Source organism: Mycolicibacterium austroafricanum (assembly GCF_902705885.1).
Classification (GTDB): Bacteria; Actinomycetota; Actinomycetes; order Mycobacteriales; family Mycobacteriaceae; genus Mycobacterium; species Mycobacterium vanbaalenii_A.
Window position 1 is genome coordinate 19,121 of the sequence record NZ_CACSIP010000024.1, and the last position, 16,737, is coordinate 35,857.

At 68.5% G+C, this 16,737-nt stretch carries 17 protein-coding genes; 8 read left to right on the plus strand and 9 right to left on the minus strand.

All coding sequences use genetic code 11. The features are described 5' to 3' along the window. Nucleotides 1–30: 30 nt before the first annotated feature. Nucleotides 31–783, minus strand: a complete 753-nt coding sequence (gene nei2, locus BEMPMBAN_RS17105) for an endonuclease VIII Nei2 (RefSeq protein ID WP_159232184.1) — start codon at nt 781–783, stop codon at nt 31–33. After that, nucleotides 783–5,315: an ATP-dependent helicase gene (locus BEMPMBAN_RS17110; protein ID WP_159232186.1), complete on the minus strand. Its 4,533-nt coding sequence runs from the start codon at nt 5,313–5,315 to the stop codon at nt 783–785. The genes nei2 and BEMPMBAN_RS17110 overlap by 1 nt, the downstream gene beginning before the upstream one ends. A gap of 765 nt (nt 5,316–6,080) precedes the next feature. Here BEMPMBAN_RS17110 and BEMPMBAN_RS17115 point away from each other — a divergent pair. The 4 genes from BEMPMBAN_RS17115 (at nt 6,081) to BEMPMBAN_RS17130 (ending at nt 7,495) form a co-directional block, all read left to right on the plus strand. Further along, the gene (locus BEMPMBAN_RS17115) at nt 6,081–6,293 is read left to right on the plus strand and encodes a hypothetical protein (protein WP_159232188.1); all 213 of its coding nucleotides are present in this window, start codon (nt 6,081–6,083) and stop codon (nt 6,291–6,293) included. A gap of 62 nt (nt 6,294–6,355) precedes the next feature. Beyond that, nucleotides 6,356–6,733 (plus strand): heme-binding protein, encoded by a 378-nt coding sequence (locus BEMPMBAN_RS17120; RefSeq protein ID WP_159232190.1) that lies wholly within the window; start codon nt 6,356–6,358, stop codon nt 6,731–6,733. A 50-nt stretch (nt 6,734–6,783) separates the two neighbouring features. Then, nucleotides 6,784–7,092, plus strand: coding sequence for a hypothetical protein (locus tag BEMPMBAN_RS17125; protein WP_159232192.1), 309 nt, complete (start codon nt 6,784–6,786; stop codon nt 7,090–7,092). Between the two features lie 28 nt (nt 7,093–7,120). Next, nucleotides 7,121–7,495 (plus strand): heme-binding protein, encoded by a 375-nt coding sequence (locus BEMPMBAN_RS17130; protein ID WP_159232201.1) that lies wholly within the window; start codon nt 7,121–7,123, stop codon nt 7,493–7,495. A gap of 13 nt (nt 7,496–7,508) precedes the next feature. Here the strand turns inward: BEMPMBAN_RS17130 and BEMPMBAN_RS17135 are convergent, their stop codons facing one another. Continuing rightward, nucleotides 7,509–8,153 carry a TetR/AcrR family transcriptional regulator gene (locus BEMPMBAN_RS17135; RefSeq protein ID WP_159232203.1) on the minus strand — a complete coding sequence of 215 codons (645 nt, stop codon included), beginning with the start codon at nt 8,151–8,153 and terminating at the stop codon, nt 7,509–7,511. Nucleotides 8,154–8,201: 48 nt separating this feature from the next. Here BEMPMBAN_RS17135 and BEMPMBAN_RS17140 point away from each other — a divergent pair, with 48 nt between their 5' ends. After that, entirely contained in the window at nt 8,202–9,578 is a 1,377-nt protein-coding gene (locus BEMPMBAN_RS17140) for a cytochrome P450 (protein ID WP_159232205.1), read from the plus strand. A 164-nt stretch (nt 9,579–9,742) separates the two neighbouring features. Continuing rightward, the gene (locus tag BEMPMBAN_RS17145) at nt 9,743–10,102 is read left to right on the plus strand and encodes a carboxymuconolactone decarboxylase family protein (RefSeq protein WP_159232207.1); all 360 of its coding nucleotides are present in this window, start codon (nt 9,743–9,745) and stop codon (nt 10,100–10,102) included. 70 nt (nt 10,103–10,172) lie between these two features. Here the strand turns inward: BEMPMBAN_RS17145 and BEMPMBAN_RS17150 are convergent, their stop codons facing one another. Both BEMPMBAN_RS17150 and amaB read right to left on the minus strand, forming a co-directional pair. Then, the gene (locus BEMPMBAN_RS17150; protein ID WP_159232209.1) at nt 10,173–10,982 is read right to left on the minus strand and encodes an SDR family oxidoreductase; all 810 of its coding nucleotides are present in this window, start codon (nt 10,980–10,982) and stop codon (nt 10,173–10,175) included. Between the two features lie 98 nt (nt 10,983–11,080). After that, nucleotides 11,081–12,625, minus strand: a complete 1,545-nt coding sequence (gene amaB, locus BEMPMBAN_RS17155) for an L-piperidine-6-carboxylate dehydrogenase (RefSeq protein WP_159232211.1) — start codon at nt 12,623–12,625, stop codon at nt 11,081–11,083. A gap of 51 nt (nt 12,626–12,676) precedes the next feature. On the opposite strand from amaB, the gene BEMPMBAN_RS17160 reads away from it, so the two are divergent. Both BEMPMBAN_RS17160 and lat read left to right on the plus strand, forming a co-directional pair. After that, entirely contained in the window at nt 12,677–13,168 is a 492-nt protein-coding gene (locus BEMPMBAN_RS17160; RefSeq protein ID WP_159232213.1) for an Lrp/AsnC family transcriptional regulator, read from the plus strand. Between the two features lie 29 nt (nt 13,169–13,197). Then, entirely contained in the window at nt 13,198–14,547 is a 1,350-nt protein-coding gene (gene lat / locus BEMPMBAN_RS17165; protein ID WP_159232215.1) for an L-lysine 6-transaminase, read from the plus strand. Here the strand turns inward: lat and BEMPMBAN_RS17170 are convergent. The 4 genes from BEMPMBAN_RS17170 to BEMPMBAN_RS17185 form a co-directional block, all read right to left on the minus strand. After that, nucleotides 14,516–15,088, minus strand: a complete 573-nt coding sequence (locus tag BEMPMBAN_RS17170) for a restriction endonuclease (RefSeq protein WP_159232217.1) — start codon at nt 15,086–15,088, stop codon at nt 14,516–14,518. The two genes, lat and BEMPMBAN_RS17170, sit on opposite strands and share 32 nt — an antisense overlap. 187 nt (nt 15,089–15,275) lie before the next feature. Further along, a complete protein-coding gene (locus tag BEMPMBAN_RS17175; RefSeq protein WP_159232219.1) occupies nt 15,276–15,707 on the minus strand; it encodes a hypothetical protein in 432 nt (143 codons plus the stop codon). An 84-nt stretch (nt 15,708–15,791) separates the two neighbouring features. Beyond that, nucleotides 15,792–16,055, minus strand: coding sequence for a hypothetical protein (locus tag BEMPMBAN_RS17180; protein WP_159232221.1), 264 nt, complete (start codon nt 16,053–16,055; stop codon nt 15,792–15,794). Between the two features lie 79 nt (nt 16,056–16,134). Further along, complete coding sequence (locus BEMPMBAN_RS17185) at nt 16,135–16,722, minus strand: carbonic anhydrase (protein ID WP_159232223.1); 588 nt, start codon at nt 16,720–16,722, stop codon at nt 16,135–16,137. Nucleotides 16,723–16,737 lie beyond the last annotated feature (15 nt).

Sequence of the window (16,737 nt, forward strand, 5' to 3'; positions counted from 1 at the left end):
CGCGTGCTGGAATACAGTTCCGGCGGGGGGTCAGCGTTGGCAGGTGGGGCACCAGTAGGTGACCCGCTCACCCGACTTGTCCGTTTCGATCGGCGTGCCACACCGCCGGCACCCCAGCCCGGCCCGCCCGTACACCCACATGTCCTGACCGGGCCGGGTGTTGCCGGTCGTGGTGCGGTTGACCCGCAGCCGGTTGGCCCACAACATCTGCTGCGCCCGGTTGGCCACCCGCAGTGGGTCGGACACCGCGCCGACGGCGGTGCCGGGCCGCAGACCGAAGACAAAACCCAACTCGTTGGCGAAGACGTTGCCCACCCCCGCCATCACCCGCTGATCCAGCAAGGCCTCGGCGAAAGCCCGCTCCGGGTCGGCCATCAGGTTCGCCGCGGCTGTCTCGGCTGACCAGTCCTCGCCGAGCAGATCCGGACCCAGGTGCGCGACGGCCTCCATGTCATCAGCGCGCTCCAGGACCTCCAGCACGCCGAGGTCGACGCCGCAGGCACGGGAATCTGCGGTCTCCAACACGATTCGAATCTTGTACGCCGGAGCCCGCACCCGGCCGATGATCCACGCGCCGTCCATCTTCAGGTGTGAGTGGATGCTGGCCGACCCCACCCGGATGAACAGGTGCTTGCCTCGGCTGACGACTTCGTCGACTATCTGCCCGGACAGATCGACCGCCGCGTAGCGGGGAACGCGGACGTCGCAGCGGGTCAACTGCTTGCCCGCCAATGCCTCCCGCAGTTTCGCGGCCGTGCGGAAGACGGTGTCGCCTTCGGGCATCAGCGCAGCCGAAGCCCGCGTGGTGTCCGGGCGAAACCGGCTTCGGTCAGTGCCACCGCCACCGCCGAGTCGCGGTCCTCGAGCACCCCCACTCCGTCGACCCGTTCGACCAGCAAGGCCGGAACCCGTTGGCGGGTCACCATTTCGGCCAGCGCGACCGCGGCGACATGGTGGGTCTCGTGGTCGGTGGTGAAGCTCAGCAGCGAACGGCCGCCCCGTTCGATGAACCAGGCCAGCTCGCCGTCGACGAGCACCACCAGCGCACCGGCCTTGCGCCCCGGCCGGTGAGCGGTATCGGTGTCCCCGCGCGTCGGCCATGACAGTGCCGCACCGAACGGATTGGCCGGGTCGGTCGCGGCCAGCGCCACCGTGCGCAGCGCGCCCTGCCGGTCGTCGATGCTGTCGGCGTGGGTGCGCAGCCGGTCGACGGTGCTGGCCGTGGCGAACTGGGCACCGCCGAGAGACTCGACGAAGTAACCGCGTTGACAACGGCCCGCCTCTTCCAGCGCGGTCAGCACCTTGTACAGCGAGGCGAAGCCGCCGGGGATGTTCCCGCGGATGTTCTCACCGGCCACTGCCCCCTTGGTGAGCACGCCGTGACGGGCCAGCAGTTGGTCGGCCTGGAAATGTGCGCGCACGGTGGTATCGGTCTCTGCGGCCGGCAGCAGCGACCAGCGGCCTGCGACCGTCGGGTCGGAGTCACGGTGCGCGCCTGAGCTGATGCTGTAGCGGCTCAGCCGCGGTGCCCGGCGATGACGGTGCGACGGTGCGGTGCTCCGCCGGGCGCCCCGGGTTCCGGCCAGCAGCGCCCGCACCGGCGCGAATGTGTCACCGCTGACGTGGCCGGACCAGATCAGTTGCCACAGAGCTTCTTTGAGGGCTGTGGCGCTCACGCCGTCGACGACGATCTGGCGGAAGAAGTAGGCGCCGCCGCCGCTCAACGCCTCCAGTACCTCGTGATGTAGGTCGGTGAGATCGGTGTCCGACGGCGGGACCAGCGACAACGGAGCGGTATCGGCGGAGTGGAACGCCACCCACCCGTCGGCCGCCGACAACGCGCCGACCCCGGACCACAGCACCTCGCCGGAGGCCAGCAGTTCGTCGAGCATGCCCGGCTGATAGTCACGCACCCGCTGGCCGAAGATCAGCGGCTCCACCGCTGAGGCGGGCACCGGCGCCCCGGCGAGCTGATCGATCACCGCGGCCAGCCCGTCGACACCCGACACCGCCTCGCTGCCCATCATCTGCCATGCCGGCAGGAAGCGGCCCAGCGCGGCGGTGCTCACCGGTTCGATCTGCGCGCGCAATGCGGCCAGCGAGCGCCGGCGCAGGATGCGCAACACCTCGGCGTCGCACCACTGCTCACCGGAATCAGCTGGTGCGTCGATGAACTCGCCGCGCATCAGCTTGCCGTCCGCGGCCAGCCGGCCCAGCACATCGGCGGCGACCCGCAATCCGAGGCCGAACCGGGTGGCCGCCTCGACCGTGGTGAACGGACCCCTGGTGCGCGCAAACCGCGACATCAGCTCACCGAGCGGGTCGACGACAGGTTCGAGGAACGCCATCGGCACGCCCACTGGCACCGCGACCCCGACACCGTCGCGCAGCCGGCCGATGTCCTCGACCGCCGCCCACCAGGCCTGCCCGGCGAACGACACGGTGACCACGCGCTTGGCTGTCAGCAGGCCCTCCAGCCACCCGCCGACGTCGTCCTCGGTGCACCGCGCGGCGATCTCGTCGGCGGTCAAGGGCCCCAGCAGCCGCAACAGATCCGCCACGCCCTCGGCGTCGCGGACCGCGCGCTCGGCGGTCAGATGCTGCAGCTGGCGGCTGGTGTTGGCGACGACGTCGGCGTCGAGCAGCTCCCGCAGTTCGACGCGGCCGAGCAGTTCGGCGAGCAGCTTGGGGTCCAGGGCGAGGGCGGCGGCGCGGCGTTCGGCCAGCGGGCTGTCGCCCTCGTACATGAACGCACCGACGTAGCCGAACAGCAGCGACGCGGCGAACGGCGACGGTGTCTGCGTCTCGACCTCGAGGATCCGCACCCGCCGCTGGGCGACCTGCGCCATCAGCGAGACCAGCGTGGGCACGTCGTAGACGTCCTGCAGGCACTCACGCACCGCCTCGAGCACGATCGGGAAGTCCGGGTAACCGCGGGCCACGTCCAGCAGCTGTGCCGCGCGTTGCCGCTGATGCCACAGCGGTGAGCGCTTGCCCGGGTTGCGACGAGGCAGCAGCAGCGCCCGGGCAGCGCACTCCCGAAAGCGCGACGCGAACAGCGCCGAACCGCTGACCTCGGTGGTGACCAGCGGTTCGATCTCGTCGGGGTCGAAGACGAAGATGTCGGCCCCCGGCGCCGTATCGTCGGTGTCGGGCAGTCGCACGATGATGCCGTCGTCGGAGGCGGTGGGCTTCTCGTCGATGCCGTAGCGCTCGTAGAGCCGTTTGCCGACCGCCAACGCCAGCGGTCCGTGCACCCGTAGGCCGTAGGGGGAGTGCAGGATCACCCGCCAGTCGCCCAGTTCGTCGCGGAAGCGTTCCACGATCAGCGTGGTGTCCGAGGGGACGGCGGCGGTGGCGCTGCGCTGCTCATCGATCAGCTGCCACAGGTTGTCGATCGCGAACCCGTCAAAACCGACTGTGTGGCAACGCTGTTCGAACGATTCTCGGTCCAGCCGCGCCAGCTCGCCGGTGAACGCGCCGATCGCCGCGCCCAACTCCGCCGGGCGGCCGACGCCGTCGCCGCGCCAGAACGGCAGCCGCGCCGGCTCGCCGGGAGCGGGGATGACGAGCACCCGGTCGTGGGTGATCTCGGTGATGCGCCAGCTCGTCGCACCCAGCGAGATGACGTCGCCCGGGCGGGACTCGTAGACCATCTCCTCGTCGAGTTCACCGACTCGCGAGGGCTTTTCGGAGTCGGCGTTGGAAGCGAGGTACACGGTGAACAGGCCGCGGTCGGGGATCGCGCCGCCTGAGGTGACCGCCAGCCGTTGCGCGCCGGGGCGGGAGGTGAGCGTGCCGGAGTCGCGGTCGTAGACGATCCGGGGCCGCAGTTCGGCGAACTCGGTGGACGGGTACTTGCCCGACAGCAGATCCAGCGTCGCCTCGAATGCGCTGCGGGGCAGGGTCGCAAACGGAGCGCTGCGGCGCACGGTGTCGAACCACCGGTCGGCGCTGATCGGTTCCAGCGCGCAGGCGGCGACGGTGTGCTGGGCCAGAACGTCGAGCGGGTTGGCGGGCACCCGCATGGTCTCGATCTGGCCGGCCAGCATCCGCTGCACGCTCACCGCGCATCCGATCAGATCGGTGCGATGCTTGGGGAACAACACGCCCTGGCTGATCTCGCCGACCTGGTGACCGGCCCGGCCGACGCGTTGCAGCCCACTGGCCACCGACGGCGGGGTCTCCACCTGGATCACCAGATCGACTGAGCCCATGTCGATCCCGAGTTCCAGGCTGGAGGTCGCGACGACAGCCTTGAGGCGTCCGGTCTTCAGCGCGTCCTCGACCTCGGCGCGGGCTTCCTTGCTGACCGACCCGTGGTGTGCGCGGGCGAGCACCGGCTCGGCGCCGTAGGTCTGTCCGCTTCCCATCAGGTGGGCGGGTGCACCGCCGGCCACACCCGGATTGGGTCCGCCCAGCTCAACTCCGGTGCGTTCGGCGTGGATCTCGTTGAGCCGGGCGGTCAGCCGTTCCGCGAGCCGCCGCGAGTTGGTGAACACGATCGAGCTGTTGTGCGCCTCGACCAGGTCGACGATGCGTTCCTCGACATCGGGCCAGATCGAGTTGTTCTCCAGATTCGCCATGTCGGGGACGGGAACCTGCACGGTCAGGTCGAATGTCTTGGCGGCCGGTGGCGCGACGACCGTCGTCGGGGCGGTGCCGGACAGGAAGCGCGCCACCTCCTCGGGTGGGCGAACCGTCGCCGACAGCCCGATCCGTTGCGCGGGTGTCTCCAACAGCTCGTCGAGACGTTCCAGCGACAGCGCCAGATGCGCGCCGCGCTTGGTGGCCGCGACGGCATGCACCTCGTCGACGATCACCGTCTGCACGTTGGCCAACGTCTCCCGGGCGGCGGAGGTCAGCATCAGGAAAAGCGACTCCGGGGTGGTGATCAGGATGTCGGGTGGCTTGGTGATCAGTTCGCGGCGCCCGCTGGGGGTGGTGTCTCCGGAACGCACGCCGACGCTGATAGATGGCGGCTCGACCCCGGTGCGCTCGGCGATGCGGGAGATCCCGGTCAACGGAGTGCGCAGGTTGCGTTCGACGTCCACGGCCAGCGCCTTGAGCGGGGAGACGTAGAGCACCCTGGTGCCCTTGCCGGCCTGCGGGGCCCTGGCCAGGCCGTCGATCGCCCACAGGAACGCCGCCAACGTCTTGCCCGAGCCCGTAGGGGCGATGACCAGCGTGTTCTCCCCGTCGGCGATCGCGTTCCAGGCCTGCGCCTGAGCGGGTGTGGGCTCCAGGAACGTGCCCGCGAACCACTCCCGCGTCAGCGGACTGAAGCGGGAGAGCGGATGGGCCTTCGCGGGCATCCCTCCATGGTGCCCCTACCCACCGACACCCCCGTTCCGCGAGCTCGCCGTCCCGCGAGCACCCCCGTCCCGCGAGCTCGCGTGTCTGCACGCCTGCGCGCGGCGTGTCGCGTACATCAGCGCGCGCTCGCGACCGTCGAGAGCGACACTTTCGTGCGACAGGGCCGGTGCGAACCATCCACGGCACGGTCCTCGACATCCTCGCGGTGGTGTCGCACCAGCCACATCAGCAACAACCCGGTAACTGAGGGCCCGCCGGTTGAGTCCGCAGCGGCAAAGCATCAGTTGACGATCGTGACGACCTGGCGCTCGCTCGGGGTCCGGCTCAGCGTGGGCGCAGGCCAGGGGTATTGCGTGGAACGTGGAAACCTGTCGCACGTGGTCCGTGCAACGACGCCCTGTGAAACGCGTCGCTGCACACAGCAACTGGCCGGAGTCCGGATGTGATGAGCCCGTCGCAAGGGGCATCGGTCCCATGCCCCCGGGCTGACCGACTGTGCCCCTTGACTGTCGAGCGCCGCGCTAGGCTGCGGCGGCCAGGCCGCTTGCGGCCCCGTCGTAGCAAATAGTCAGGATGTGTTGGCGCACTGCGGACCTCGCCAGAACAGTCGAGCCTGTTTCCAAGCCGTGGTGTCCGGCACGTTCAATTTCTCGTAAGCGTTCCCAGAATCCGGGTCCGATTGCTACGCTCCCAGCTGTGATGATGGACTCAAGTGTGGATCGTCATGGCCGCGTTCGTGATCAACTCGGTAAGGGAGTGCAGTGATGAAGCTATGGTGTTTGGTCGTCGCCCCTTTCCTGGTCATCGCAGGCCTCGCCGCCGCGCCAACCGCAGCAGCTGATTGCACGACCACCGGGAATCAGACGTTCTGTTCCTTCGGGGGGCCGGGTGACACCGGGCCCGTGGTGCCCTACGAGTGCGTCAACGCCTATGACTACTACTGCAATGACAGCTACGGCAGCTGGGATCTATTCTGAGCACCATTCGGGACCGTGGTGGTAGCGACAACGTTGATTCAACCAAGGCAGAGGAGTAACTAATGGTGTCTCACAAGAGTTTTGCGGGGCGGATGCTGGTGGCGACGGTAGGTTCCGGTGCTGTGTTGCTCGGCACCGCGGTCTCTGCCAGCGCGCAACCGGCACCGCCGAACTGTACGGCGGCAGATCTGGCGGGCATCATGTCGGGCGTCACCGCATCCACGTCTGCGTACTTGTTCACCCACCCGCCGGTGAACGACTTCTTCACCAATCTCGGCAAGGTGCCAAACGATCAGAAGCGCGAAGCGCTGGCCAGTTACCTGGATGCCAACCCGCAGGTGAAGGCTGATCTGAGCGGCATCCGTCAGCCCGCCAAGGACTTCCGTGCCCGCTGCGGTGGTGGCCCGGGCCCGCTGGCTGAAGTCGAGGGCGAGGGCTGAGCCCGGCCCGCAGCGTCCACATCGCCGAACGGCAGGCGCGGAGAACAACGATGCGAGTTCAATGCCTGCTAGTCGCGCCGGTCATCGCGCTCTCCGGCCTCCTGATGGCACCGACGGCAGCGGCCGACTGCACCAGTTCCGGCGGCACGACGATCTGCGCGCAGGGGGAGTCCCGCGGTGCGGACACCGGTGATGGTCCCAGCGGATCCGGTCCCTACGTGCCCTATCCGTGCGAATATGACTGGTACTGCAACGACTACTACGGGTGGGAATGGGATCTGGACCTCGATCCCGGTCCGGGTATCGGTTTGCCGGGCAGGCCCGGCAACCGGCCAGGGATCGGAATCGGCGGCGGATAGCGCCTTCACCCGGATCGAGGAGCGACCAATGACGTCCCACAAGACTCACGCGCGACGGTTGATGCTGGCTGCGGTCGGTACGGGCGCGGTGTTGCTCGGTACCAGCGCGCCCGTGTCTGCTCAGCCGCCGCCACCGAACTGCACGGCGGCAGATCTGGCGGGTGTCATGTCCGGAATCACCGCCGCGACGTCGGCGTATCTGTTCACCCATCCGCCGGTCAACGAGTTCTTCACCACGCTCAAGGACGTTCCTGCGGAGGAGAAGCGGGCGACGTTGCAGACCTATATGGATGCCAATCCGCAGGTGAAGGCCGACCTCACGGGTATCCGCCAGCCCGCGGTGGACTTCCGCAACCGTTGCGGCGGAGGCCCCGGCCCGGTGGGGCCCATGGGCGAGGGCTGATCCCAGTCGGTCCCTACCGGTTCCGCATCGCGTCAGCGAGCTCCGAGGGGAGTCCCGGCACCCGTCCGATGGCGTCGAGAAGCCCGTGCGCACACAGATCGGCGATGAGCTCGGCGTCCAGCGACGCGTCGATCAGCCGTTGCCGGCACAACTCGAACGTGAACGCCAGCCAGCCGTAGACGGTGGCCCGTAGGTCCCGTTCCACCTTCGAATCCAGTGCGCCACCGGTGGTCTCGGTGACGCGATCGATGATGCGGTTGGCCTGCCTGTCGTTGTCGATGTCCTCGATGCCGCGCAGCACCGGGTCCGAGCGCCCCATCCCCATGTACGCGGCCCAGGCGCCGTGCGGATGCTGTTCGTCGTACTGCAGATAGGCCAACACGCCCGCGCGGACTTGCCCGAACAGCGTCAGGCCGGGCTCGGGCGGGGTGTTGGTGGCCTGGAACAGGCGCTCGCCCTCGGCACGCACCACCGCGGCGAAGAACGCCCGTTTGTCGGGGAAGTAGTGGTACATCAACGCGCGGGAGACGCCGGCGCGTTCGGCGATCTCGTCGATGCGCACCTCGTCGTAGGGGCGCTGGCCGAAGACCTCGGCGCCGAGTGCGAGCAGTTCGTTGCGCCGATCCTCCGGTGAGAGACGGCGCCGGGATTCAGCCATGTGCCCATACTACTTGACACATGTATAACAGCTGCGGAGGCTGGAGGGATGACCGCTGTAGATCACCGGAGGTCCTATCCCGCGCTGCCGCATCCGCGCCGTCGGCTGCCACTGCTTGGTGACGTGCTGGGGTTCAGCGCGGACAGTCCGTCGCAGTCGACGATGGCGCTGGCCGACCTCGGTCCCCTCTTCGAGTTCCGGTTCCTGGGCGCGCGCTACGTCGTCGCCGCCGGCCCGGAGGTGGTCGCTGAACTCAGCGACGAAAGCCGGTTCTGCAAGCATGTCGGCCCCGACATCGACGCGCTGCGCATTCTCGGCGGTGACGGTCTGTTCACCGCGTACAACGACGAACCGAACTGGCAGAAAGCCCACGATGTGCTGATGCCGGCGTTCAGCCAGCAGGCGATGCGGCGCTACCACTCGATCATGTTCGACGTCGCCGACGAACTCACCGCCCGTTGGGATGGCCGGGCGGCCCGCGGAGTGACGGTCGACGTGTCCGTCGACGCCACCCGGGTGACGTTGGAGACCATCGGACGATGTGCGGCCGGGCATCCGTTCGGATGCTTCGAATCCGAGGCCGTGCACCCGTTCGTCGAGCACATGGTGGCTGGGCTGAAGGGGTCTGATCGGGTCGGGGTGCTGCGGCAGACGTTCCTGCCGGATTTTGTCGCACGGCGGGCCGAGCGCCCAGTGCGTCATCACGCCGCGAGATTGCACGCGATCGCCGACGAGATCATCGCCGAGCGGGTGCGCGGCGGTCTGGGGCGCCACGACGACCTGCTCGAGCTGATGCTGACCTCCGATCTGCAACTGGCCAACATCCGTTACCAGCTGATCAACTTTCTGGTCGCCGGCCATGAAACCACTTCGGGAGCATTGTCTTTCGCTCTGTACTATCTGTCGCAGCATCCCGAGGTGGTGAAGAAGGCGCGTGCGGAGATCGCCGAGGTGTGGGGCGACGAGGTGCGGCCGGGTTTCGAGAATATCGCCAAACTCCGTTATGTCCGGCGGGTTTTCGACGAGGCGTTGCGGCTGCAGCCCACAGTCCCCGGCTACTACCGGGAGGCCCGGGAGGATACGGTGCTCGCCGGTGTGCATCCGATGCGCAAGGGCGACTGGGTGCTTGCGCTCATCGGGAGCCTGCACCGCGATCCGCAGTGGGGGCCCGATCCCGACGCGTTCGACCCGGACCGGTTCGCTCCCGAGAAGGTCAGGGCGCGTCCGGCAGGCCTGTACAAGCCGTTCGGGACCGGCCCGCGCTCGTGCATCGGACGGCAGTTCGCGTTGCACGAGGCCGTGCTGCTGCTGGCAGTGCTGATTCGTCGCTACGACGTGATCGCCGACCCGGATTATCAGCTGCAGATCACCGAGCGGTTGACGTTGATGCCCAAGGACTTCCACCTGTCTCTGTCCCGCCGCTAGCCCCGTTTCGCCCCGCGAGCGCGCGGGTCTGTACGCCGACACGCCGCGCCGGGCGTACAACAGCGCGCACTCGTCGACGTTCACGACGCGCTCAACGCACACAGCCCCCGCGATGGTTACTTTCGACTCTTTCTGCGGGCGGAGCGCACGGTCAGACTCACAGGATGAACGGCGACCAGCACTACCACGACGTCCTGTCCGAACTGCGCCCTGAGCATCGAGCCCTGCGACAGAAGATCCCGGAGGTCTACAGCGCTTTCAACGCGATCAGCGCGGCCGCGTTGGCCGACGGGGCGCTCAGCGCACACGTCAAGGAGTTGATGGCGATGATGATCGGGATCGTGCAGGGCTGTGATGGCTGCATCGCCTCACACGCTCGGGGTGCGGCCCGGGCCGGCGCCACCGAGGACGAAGCCGCCGAGGCGATCGCGGTGAGCATCATGATGCACGGCGGCCCGGCCACCGTATATGGCGCGCGGGCGTTCTCGGCGTTCCGCGAGTTCAATCCCGCAGACGATCAGTAGTCCCGCGAGCGCGCGGGTCTGCACACCGACACGCCGCAACGGCCGTACCACAGCGCGCGCTCGTCGCCGCTCAGGTCGCGCGTAACGCCCGCTGGTACCGGCGCATCCCGGCGATCCAGCGGTCGTAGTCAGAGCCCTTGTGCCGGTACATCTCCAGCACCTGGGGGTGGGGCAGCACCAAGAACCGGTTGTCCTTGATCGCGTCGACGGTCGCCGACGCGACCTCCGACGGTGCGAGCACATCGCCTGACTGCAGGATCGACTGCGCACCGGCGCGTGCCCCCGGGTCGGTCTCCGCGCGGATCCCGTCGAGTAACGGGGTGTCCACACCCAGCGGGCACACGCAGCTGACGCCGATGCCGTCGTCGCCGTAGGTGATCGACAGCCACTCGGCGAACCCCACCGCCGCATGTTTGGTGACCGCATAGCCTGCCGCGCCGATCTGCGACAGCAACCCGGCCGCCGAAGCGATCGACACGAAGTAGCCCGAACCGCGTGACTGCCATTGCGGCACAAACAGTTCTGCAGCTCGCACGTGCGCGCGCAGGTTGACGGCCAGGATCCGGTCCCAGTCCGAGTCGGTGCCGATGCCTGACGCCCCGGTGATGCCGGCGTTGGCGACGTAGATGTCGACGGGCCCGAACTCGCCGGCGGCGAGGGTGTCGAGCGCATTGATGCCCTCTGTCGTCGCGGCATCGGCTTGCAGGGCGACGGCTGCGCCGCCGGCGGTGCCGATCGCCGCGGCCGCCGCATGGGCGCTGTGTTCGTCGACGTCCCCGATCACGACGCGCGCGCTGTGCTCCGCGAGTGCCGCTGCCAGCGCCTGCCCGATACCTGAGCCGCCGCCGGTGACGATGGCGACCTTGCCGTCCAGTTCCATGCACCGAGTGTGCCCTCGTCGCCCGCGAGCGCGCGGAAAATGTACGCGTGCCGCGGCGTGTCGACGTGCAAACGCGCGCACTCGCGGGGCGAGGGGGCTCAGCCGAACGTGACGCCCTGGGCCAGTGGCAACTCCGCGGAGTAGTTGACGGTGTTCGTGGCCCGCCGCATGTAGGCCTTCCACGAGTCCGAACCCGACTCGCGCCCGCCACCGGTCTCCTTCTCGCCGCCGAAGGCGCCACCGATCTCCGCTCCCGAGGTGCCGATGTTGACGTTGGCGATCCCGCAGTCCGACCCGTCGGCGCCCAGGAAGCGTTCCGCCTCGCGGATGTCCAGCGTGAAGATCGACGACGAAAGACCCTGCGGCACGGCATTGTTCATAGCAACAGCCTCGTCCAAGGTCTCGTAGGTCAACACGTAGAGGATCGGCGCGAACGTCTCGGTGTGCACGACGGCGCTCTGACCCGGCATCCGCACCACCGCCGGGGTGACGTAGAAGGCACCTTCGTCGCCGACGTCATGGCGCTCACCGCCGGTCACCTCGCCACCTTCGGCCTCGGCCTGCTGAAGTGCGCCGACCATGTCCCGGTAGGACCTCTCGTGGATCAGCGGCCCGACCAGGGTGCCCTCGGCGAACGGGTCACCGACCGGCAGCTGCCGGTAGGCCGCGACGATCTTCGCCACCAGTTCGTCGGCGATCGACGAGTGCACGATCAACCGGCGCAGCGTGGTGCACCGCTGCCCGGCGGTGCCGGCCGCCGAGAACACGATGCCCCGCACCGCCAGGTCGAGGTCGGCCGCCGGGGTCACGACCGCCGCGTTGTTGCCGCCGAGTTCGAGCAGCGCACGGCCGAACCGCGCTGCCACCCGCGGCCCGACCTGGCGACCCATCCGCACCGATCCGGTCGCCGACACCAGCGCCACCCGCGGGTCGTCGACCAGCTTCTCGCCGATCTCCCGCTCACCCAACACCAGCCGGCTCACCTCGACGGGCGCACCGACGTCGGCGCACGCGCGCTGCAGCAGCGCCTGGCATCCGAGTGCGGTCAGCGGCGTCAACTCGGAAGGCTTCCACACCACGGTGTCACCGCAGACCAGCGCGATGGCGGTGTTCCACGCCCACACCGCGACCGGGAAGTTGAACGCGGTGATGACGCCGACGACGCCGAGAGGATGCCAGGTCTCCATCAGCCGGTGCCCGGGCCGCTCGGAGGCGATGGTCTTTCCGTACAGCTGCCGCGACAGGCCGACCGCGAACTCGCAGACGTCGATCATCTCCTGCACCTCGCCGAGCGCCTCGGAGGTGATCTTGCCCGCCTCGATCGTGACCAGCGCGGCCAGTTCCGCCTTGTGCTCGACGAGCAGTTCACCGAGCCGGGCCACCAACGCACCGCGCACCGGCGCCGGCGTCAGCCGCCATGTCGTGTACGCGTGTGCGGCTTCGGCGATTGCGGCGTCAACGTCCCCGATCGACGACTCGCGGAGGGTGAACAGCACGTCGCCGTTGATCGGTGAGCTGGCGGTCAGCCCGCCGGCGCCGGGGTCGCCGAGCGTGACCGAAGAACCGACGGCAGTCAGGGCGTCGCGCACCCGGGAGCGCAGCGCGTCGGAGGTGGGCAGCGGTGTTTTCACGGTGGTGGTCATGAACAGGCCTCATCGAGCTTGTAGGGGTAGAGGTTCCGATACAGTGCGGCCATGAGCGGTCTCGACGAACCTGCGCAGCTCGACGAGATCGATCGGGTGCTGGCCCGGGAACTGGTTGCCGACGGCCGCGCGACGCTGGCGCATCTGGCTGCCGCCGCGGGCCTTTCGGTGTCGGCGGTGCAGTCGAGGGTGCGCCGGCTGGAGTCGCGCGGCGTGGTCGCCGGGTACACGGCCCGGATCAACCCGGAGGCCGTCGGCAGCATGCTGTCCGCGTTCGTCGCCATCACCCCTCTTGATCCTTCACAACCCGATGATGCACCCGCCCGGCTGGAACACATCCCCGAAATCGAGGCGTGCTATTCGGTGGCCGGGGAGGAAAGCTATGTGCTGCTGGTCCACGTCGAATCTGCGCGGGCGCTGGAGGGTCTGCTCCAACGGATCCGCACCGCAGCCGACGTGAAGACGCGCACGACGGTCATCTTACAGAAATTTTATGGCGAGAGACGCCACATACCGGAGACAACATCTGTGCAGGGGCAGTAAAACCACAAAATATCCTCTAGCATGGTGGTATGACTGATCTTCTTCCGGTCGCCAGCCATGCCCGACTTGCTCCTGCCGACGTGCGCGAGGTGCTGTCGCGCAGCATTCTCGCCGACGGCCTCGACCTCGTCCTCGACATCGAGCGCTCGCAGGGCTCGTATCTCGTTGATGCCCGCACCGGGCGCGGCTACCTCGACATGTTCACCTTCTTCGCGTCCTCGGCGCTGGGGATGAACCACCCCGGCCTGGCCGACGACGACGACTTCCGCGCCGAACTCACCGCGGCCGCGCTGAACAAGCCGAGCAACTCCGACGTCTACAGCGTCCCGATGGCCCGCTTCGTCGACACATTCGCACGGGTGCTCGGCGACCCGGCGCTGCCACACCTGTTCTTCGTCGACGGTGGGGCGCTGGCGGTGGAGAACGCACTGAAGGTCGCGTTCGACTGGAAGAGCCGCTTCAACGAGGCCCGCGGACTGGATCCGGCGCTGGGAACCAAGGTGTTGCACCTGCGCGGCGCCTTCCACGGACGCAGCGGATACACCATGTCGCTGACCAACACCGATCCCAACAAGGTGGCGCGCTTCCCGAAGTTCGACTGGCCCCGCATCGACGCGCCGTATCAGCGCCTCGGCGCGAACATGGATGCGCTGGAGGCAGAATCGATCCGGCAGGCGCGCGCGGCGTTCGAAGCCGCTCCACATGACATCGCGTGTTTCATCGCCGAACCGATCCAGGGGGAGGGCGGCGACCGGCACTTCCGTCCGCAGTTCTTCGCCGCGATGAGGCAATTGTGCGACGAGTTCGATGCGCTGCTGATCCTCGACGAGGTTCAGACCGGCTGCGGTATCACCGGAACCGCTTGGGCCTACCAGCAGTTGGGGGTGCTGCCCGACGTGCTGGCCTTCGGCAAGAAGACCCAGGTCTGCGGCGTCATGGCGGGGGGTCGGGTCGACGAGGTCCCCGACAACGTGTTCGCGGTCAGCTCGCGGATCAACTCGACGTGGGGCGGCAACCTCGTCGACATGGTCCGGTCGCGCCGGATCCTGGAGGTCATCGAGTCCGACGGGTTGTTCGAGCGGGCCGCGGTGAACGGGCGGTATCTGCGAGAGCGGCTGCAGGAGTTGGCTGTCGAGTTCCCCGCACTGGTGCGTGACGCGCGCGGCCGCGGCCTGATGTGCGCGTTCAGCATGCCGACAGCGGCGCAGCGGGACGCGCTGATCGCGCGGCTGTGGGACAGCGGAGTCGTCATGCTGGGCTCCGGCGCCGACAGCGTGCGGTTCCGGCCCGCGCTGACGGTTTCGCGAGACGAACTCGACGCCGCGGTGGACGCGGTGCGCGACGTGCTCACGGGGATGTCGGTTCGGCAGGCAGGGTGAGTCGGCGGATCGTCGAGCGCAGCCTCGGCAGATCCGCGCCCCCGACGAGTACACACCCGTGCAGCTCGGCGAGTTTGCGTGCGGCGGGCGTGAACTCGTTGTTGGTGACGACCATGGTCGCCGTGCAGTCCTGCATGGGCGCCCCGGCGACCACCTCCTGGACTGCGCTGGCTCCGACCGGGCGTGCGCGCCGTTTGCACTGAACCGCCAGCCGGTTGGGTCGGTGTCCGATGATCAGGTCGACGCCCCAGTCGCCGGTGAGCGAGGTCATGATCACCGGGACGCCGCAGGACCGTGCGATCCTGGCGACGTAGTCCTCGAAATCGGTGCCCGACATGTCTTCCCCGACGGCACGCTCCGCCGCCCCCGGGGTGGCCGCGCCGACGAGGGTGGCCAGAAAGAAGCGCGGAGCGGTGGTGACGACGAGGGGGACCAGCACCGCCAGCGCCACGCTGACGGTCAGGCCGGCGCCGATCAGGTAGGCAGTCACGCCGACCGCCACGCCCAGCACGGCGTACAGCTTCCACCGCAGCCTGGTCACGGACGAATGGTAAACACCCGCAGTGACAAGCCAGTCACAATGCCGTGGTAAGCACGGCTGATGATGCTCATCAACGGTCCGACCGGCAATGTCGGTCACGAGCTGGACGCCGCGGCGTCGACCCGCCTCCCCAACGCGAACCCGCCTGCGCCGGCGACCAGTGCGCCCACGGTCGCCGCCAGCGAGCTCAGGACGAACCGGCGTCGGTCGAGTCCGGTCGCCGGGGCCTCAGCGGGGGCGGCGCCAGTAACGCCAGCCGGCCGGTGGCCTGTTCGTGCACGGCCAGCACCCCGATGACCCCCAGCACGACGATCGCGGCGAGTCCCGGCGCCAGGCTGCGACGGGAGATCAGCCCGATCAGCAGTCCGGCGAGCGCGAGCACCACGGCCATGCCGACCAGCAGGGCGGGCTTGTCGTTGGTGCCGAAGTAGGTGATCGCGAAGTCCTTGACGGCCGCGGGCGTGCGATCGATCGTGGCGTTGCCGACGGCCAGAAACGGCGACCCGGCGGGGATGAGGATGAGCCCGGCGACCAGGTGACCCACGCCGAGAGCGGCGATCACTGCGGTCAGCCCGGTGAGTGCAGCGCGGACAGCGGGCACCCGGGTGGTCGACGTCATAGTGGTAGTTCGTTGCGGTCAGCCATCGGGATGGCAGAGACATCGCCGGGACCCTCCCGGGCAGAGCCCAGAAGCCCTCCGGGGTCAGTCGGTGCGGATATGCCGCACCGTGGCGCGGCACCACCGGTCGAACATCCGCACCGCTGCCGGCGCCCACCGCTGTCCCAACCTGTCGAGGACGGCGACGGTGACGAGCAGTGCGACCAGTAGCGTCATCAGCCCGAGAAGCGGATGCAGAGCTGCCGAGACGGCTGTCAGGTTGAACGCGGCCACGAGGGTGACCACCGCGACGGCAATGAGTTTGGCGCCACCGAAGTTCGGTTCGACAACAGGATGCGGGCTGGTCATCTGCTACTCCTCGGGACTCTGAGATTAACGAAATTGGATTCACGTGTCAAGGGCCGCCAAACAGCTTGCACGCCTGGGTTCATACGACCTCCGCGAGTGGGTCCGCATGATCGTCGACGGCACCGATGGTGGCGTGCACCCGGACCCGCAGATCGGTCGAAGCATATGTGGCGCAGATGATTCCGCATGTCCGCTGGTCCACACGCGTGGACAGCGCAGGGGAGCGTTGGGCCAGCGCGACACCGGTCTCGACGACGTGGGCGGCGGCCACCGACTGGACCGAGTCGGCGGCGGTGCCGCGCCGTACCACCGAGAGCAATGCGTGCTCGACGACCCGGCGCATCGACCCGCCCGGCAGCTCGGCGTGCTCCCAGGCCTTCAGCGCCGACTGCATGGCCGGGCAGTCGTCGTGGCCGAGCACAACGATGAGTGGAACCTCGAGTATCTCGACGGCGTACTCGAGGCTGCCCAGCACGCCGGCGTCCACGGCGTGGCCCCAGGTGCTGATGTCGAGCAGTGCGCCGGGAGCCTGGCCCAGCACAGCCTCATTGGTGAGCCGGGCGTCGGCACACCGGAAGACGGCGGCAACAGGCTGATCCGCTGACTGCACGCTGACGAGCCGGTTGCCGGCACGCAGTCGCTGCCAGATGGCGAGTGGGGTGTTCATCGACGACGTCCTTTC

What these genes read in the sequence shown, in the direction of transcription:
- nei2 (WP_159232184.1), bottom strand. Translation starts at nt 783, where the DNA reads ATGCCCGAAGGCGACACCGTCTTCCGCACGGCCGCGAAACTGCGGGAG.
- BEMPMBAN_RS17110 (WP_159232186.1), bottom strand. Translation starts at nt 5,315, where the DNA reads ATGCCCGCGAAGGCCCATCCGCTCTCCCGCTTCAGTCCGCTGACGCGG.
- BEMPMBAN_RS17115 (WP_159232188.1), top strand. Translation starts at nt 6,081, where the DNA reads ATGAAGCTATGGTGTTTGGTCGTCGCCCCTTTCCTGGTCATCGCAGGC.
- BEMPMBAN_RS17120 (WP_159232190.1), top strand. Translation starts at nt 6,356, where the DNA reads ATGGTGTCTCACAAGAGTTTTGCGGGGCGGATGCTGGTGGCGACGGTA.
- BEMPMBAN_RS17125 (WP_159232192.1), top strand. Translation starts at nt 6,784, where the DNA reads ATGCGAGTTCAATGCCTGCTAGTCGCGCCGGTCATCGCGCTCTCCGGC.
- BEMPMBAN_RS17130 (WP_159232201.1), top strand. Translation starts at nt 7,121, where the DNA reads ATGACGTCCCACAAGACTCACGCGCGACGGTTGATGCTGGCTGCGGTC.
- BEMPMBAN_RS17135 (WP_159232203.1), bottom strand. Translation starts at nt 8,153, where the DNA reads ATGGCTGAATCCCGGCGCCGTCTCTCACCGGAGGATCGGCGCAACGAA.
- BEMPMBAN_RS17140 (WP_159232205.1), top strand. Translation starts at nt 8,202, where the DNA reads ATGACCGCTGTAGATCACCGGAGGTCCTATCCCGCGCTGCCGCATCCG.
- BEMPMBAN_RS17145 (WP_159232207.1), top strand. Translation starts at nt 9,743, where the DNA reads ATGAACGGCGACCAGCACTACCACGACGTCCTGTCCGAACTGCGCCCT.
- BEMPMBAN_RS17150 (WP_159232209.1), bottom strand. Translation starts at nt 10,982, where the DNA reads ATGGAACTGGACGGCAAGGTCGCCATCGTCACCGGCGGCGGCTCAGGT.
- amaB (WP_159232211.1), bottom strand. Translation starts at nt 12,625, where the DNA reads ATGACCACCACCGTGAAAACACCGCTGCCCACCTCCGACGCGCTGCGC.
- BEMPMBAN_RS17160 (WP_159232213.1), top strand. Translation starts at nt 12,677, where the DNA reads ATGAGCGGTCTCGACGAACCTGCGCAGCTCGACGAGATCGATCGGGTG.
- lat (WP_159232215.1), top strand. Translation starts at nt 13,198, where the DNA reads ATGACTGATCTTCTTCCGGTCGCCAGCCATGCCCGACTTGCTCCTGCC.
- BEMPMBAN_RS17175 (WP_159232219.1), bottom strand. Translation starts at nt 15,707, where the DNA reads ATGACGTCGACCACCCGGGTGCCCGCTGTCCGCGCTGCACTCACCGGG.
- BEMPMBAN_RS17180 (WP_159232221.1), bottom strand. Translation starts at nt 16,055, where the DNA reads ATGACCAGCCCGCATCCTGTTGTCGAACCGAACTTCGGTGGCGCCAAA.
- BEMPMBAN_RS17185 (WP_159232223.1), bottom strand. Translation starts at nt 16,722, where the DNA reads ATGAACACCCCACTCGCCATCTGGCAGCGACTGCGTGCCGGCAACCGG.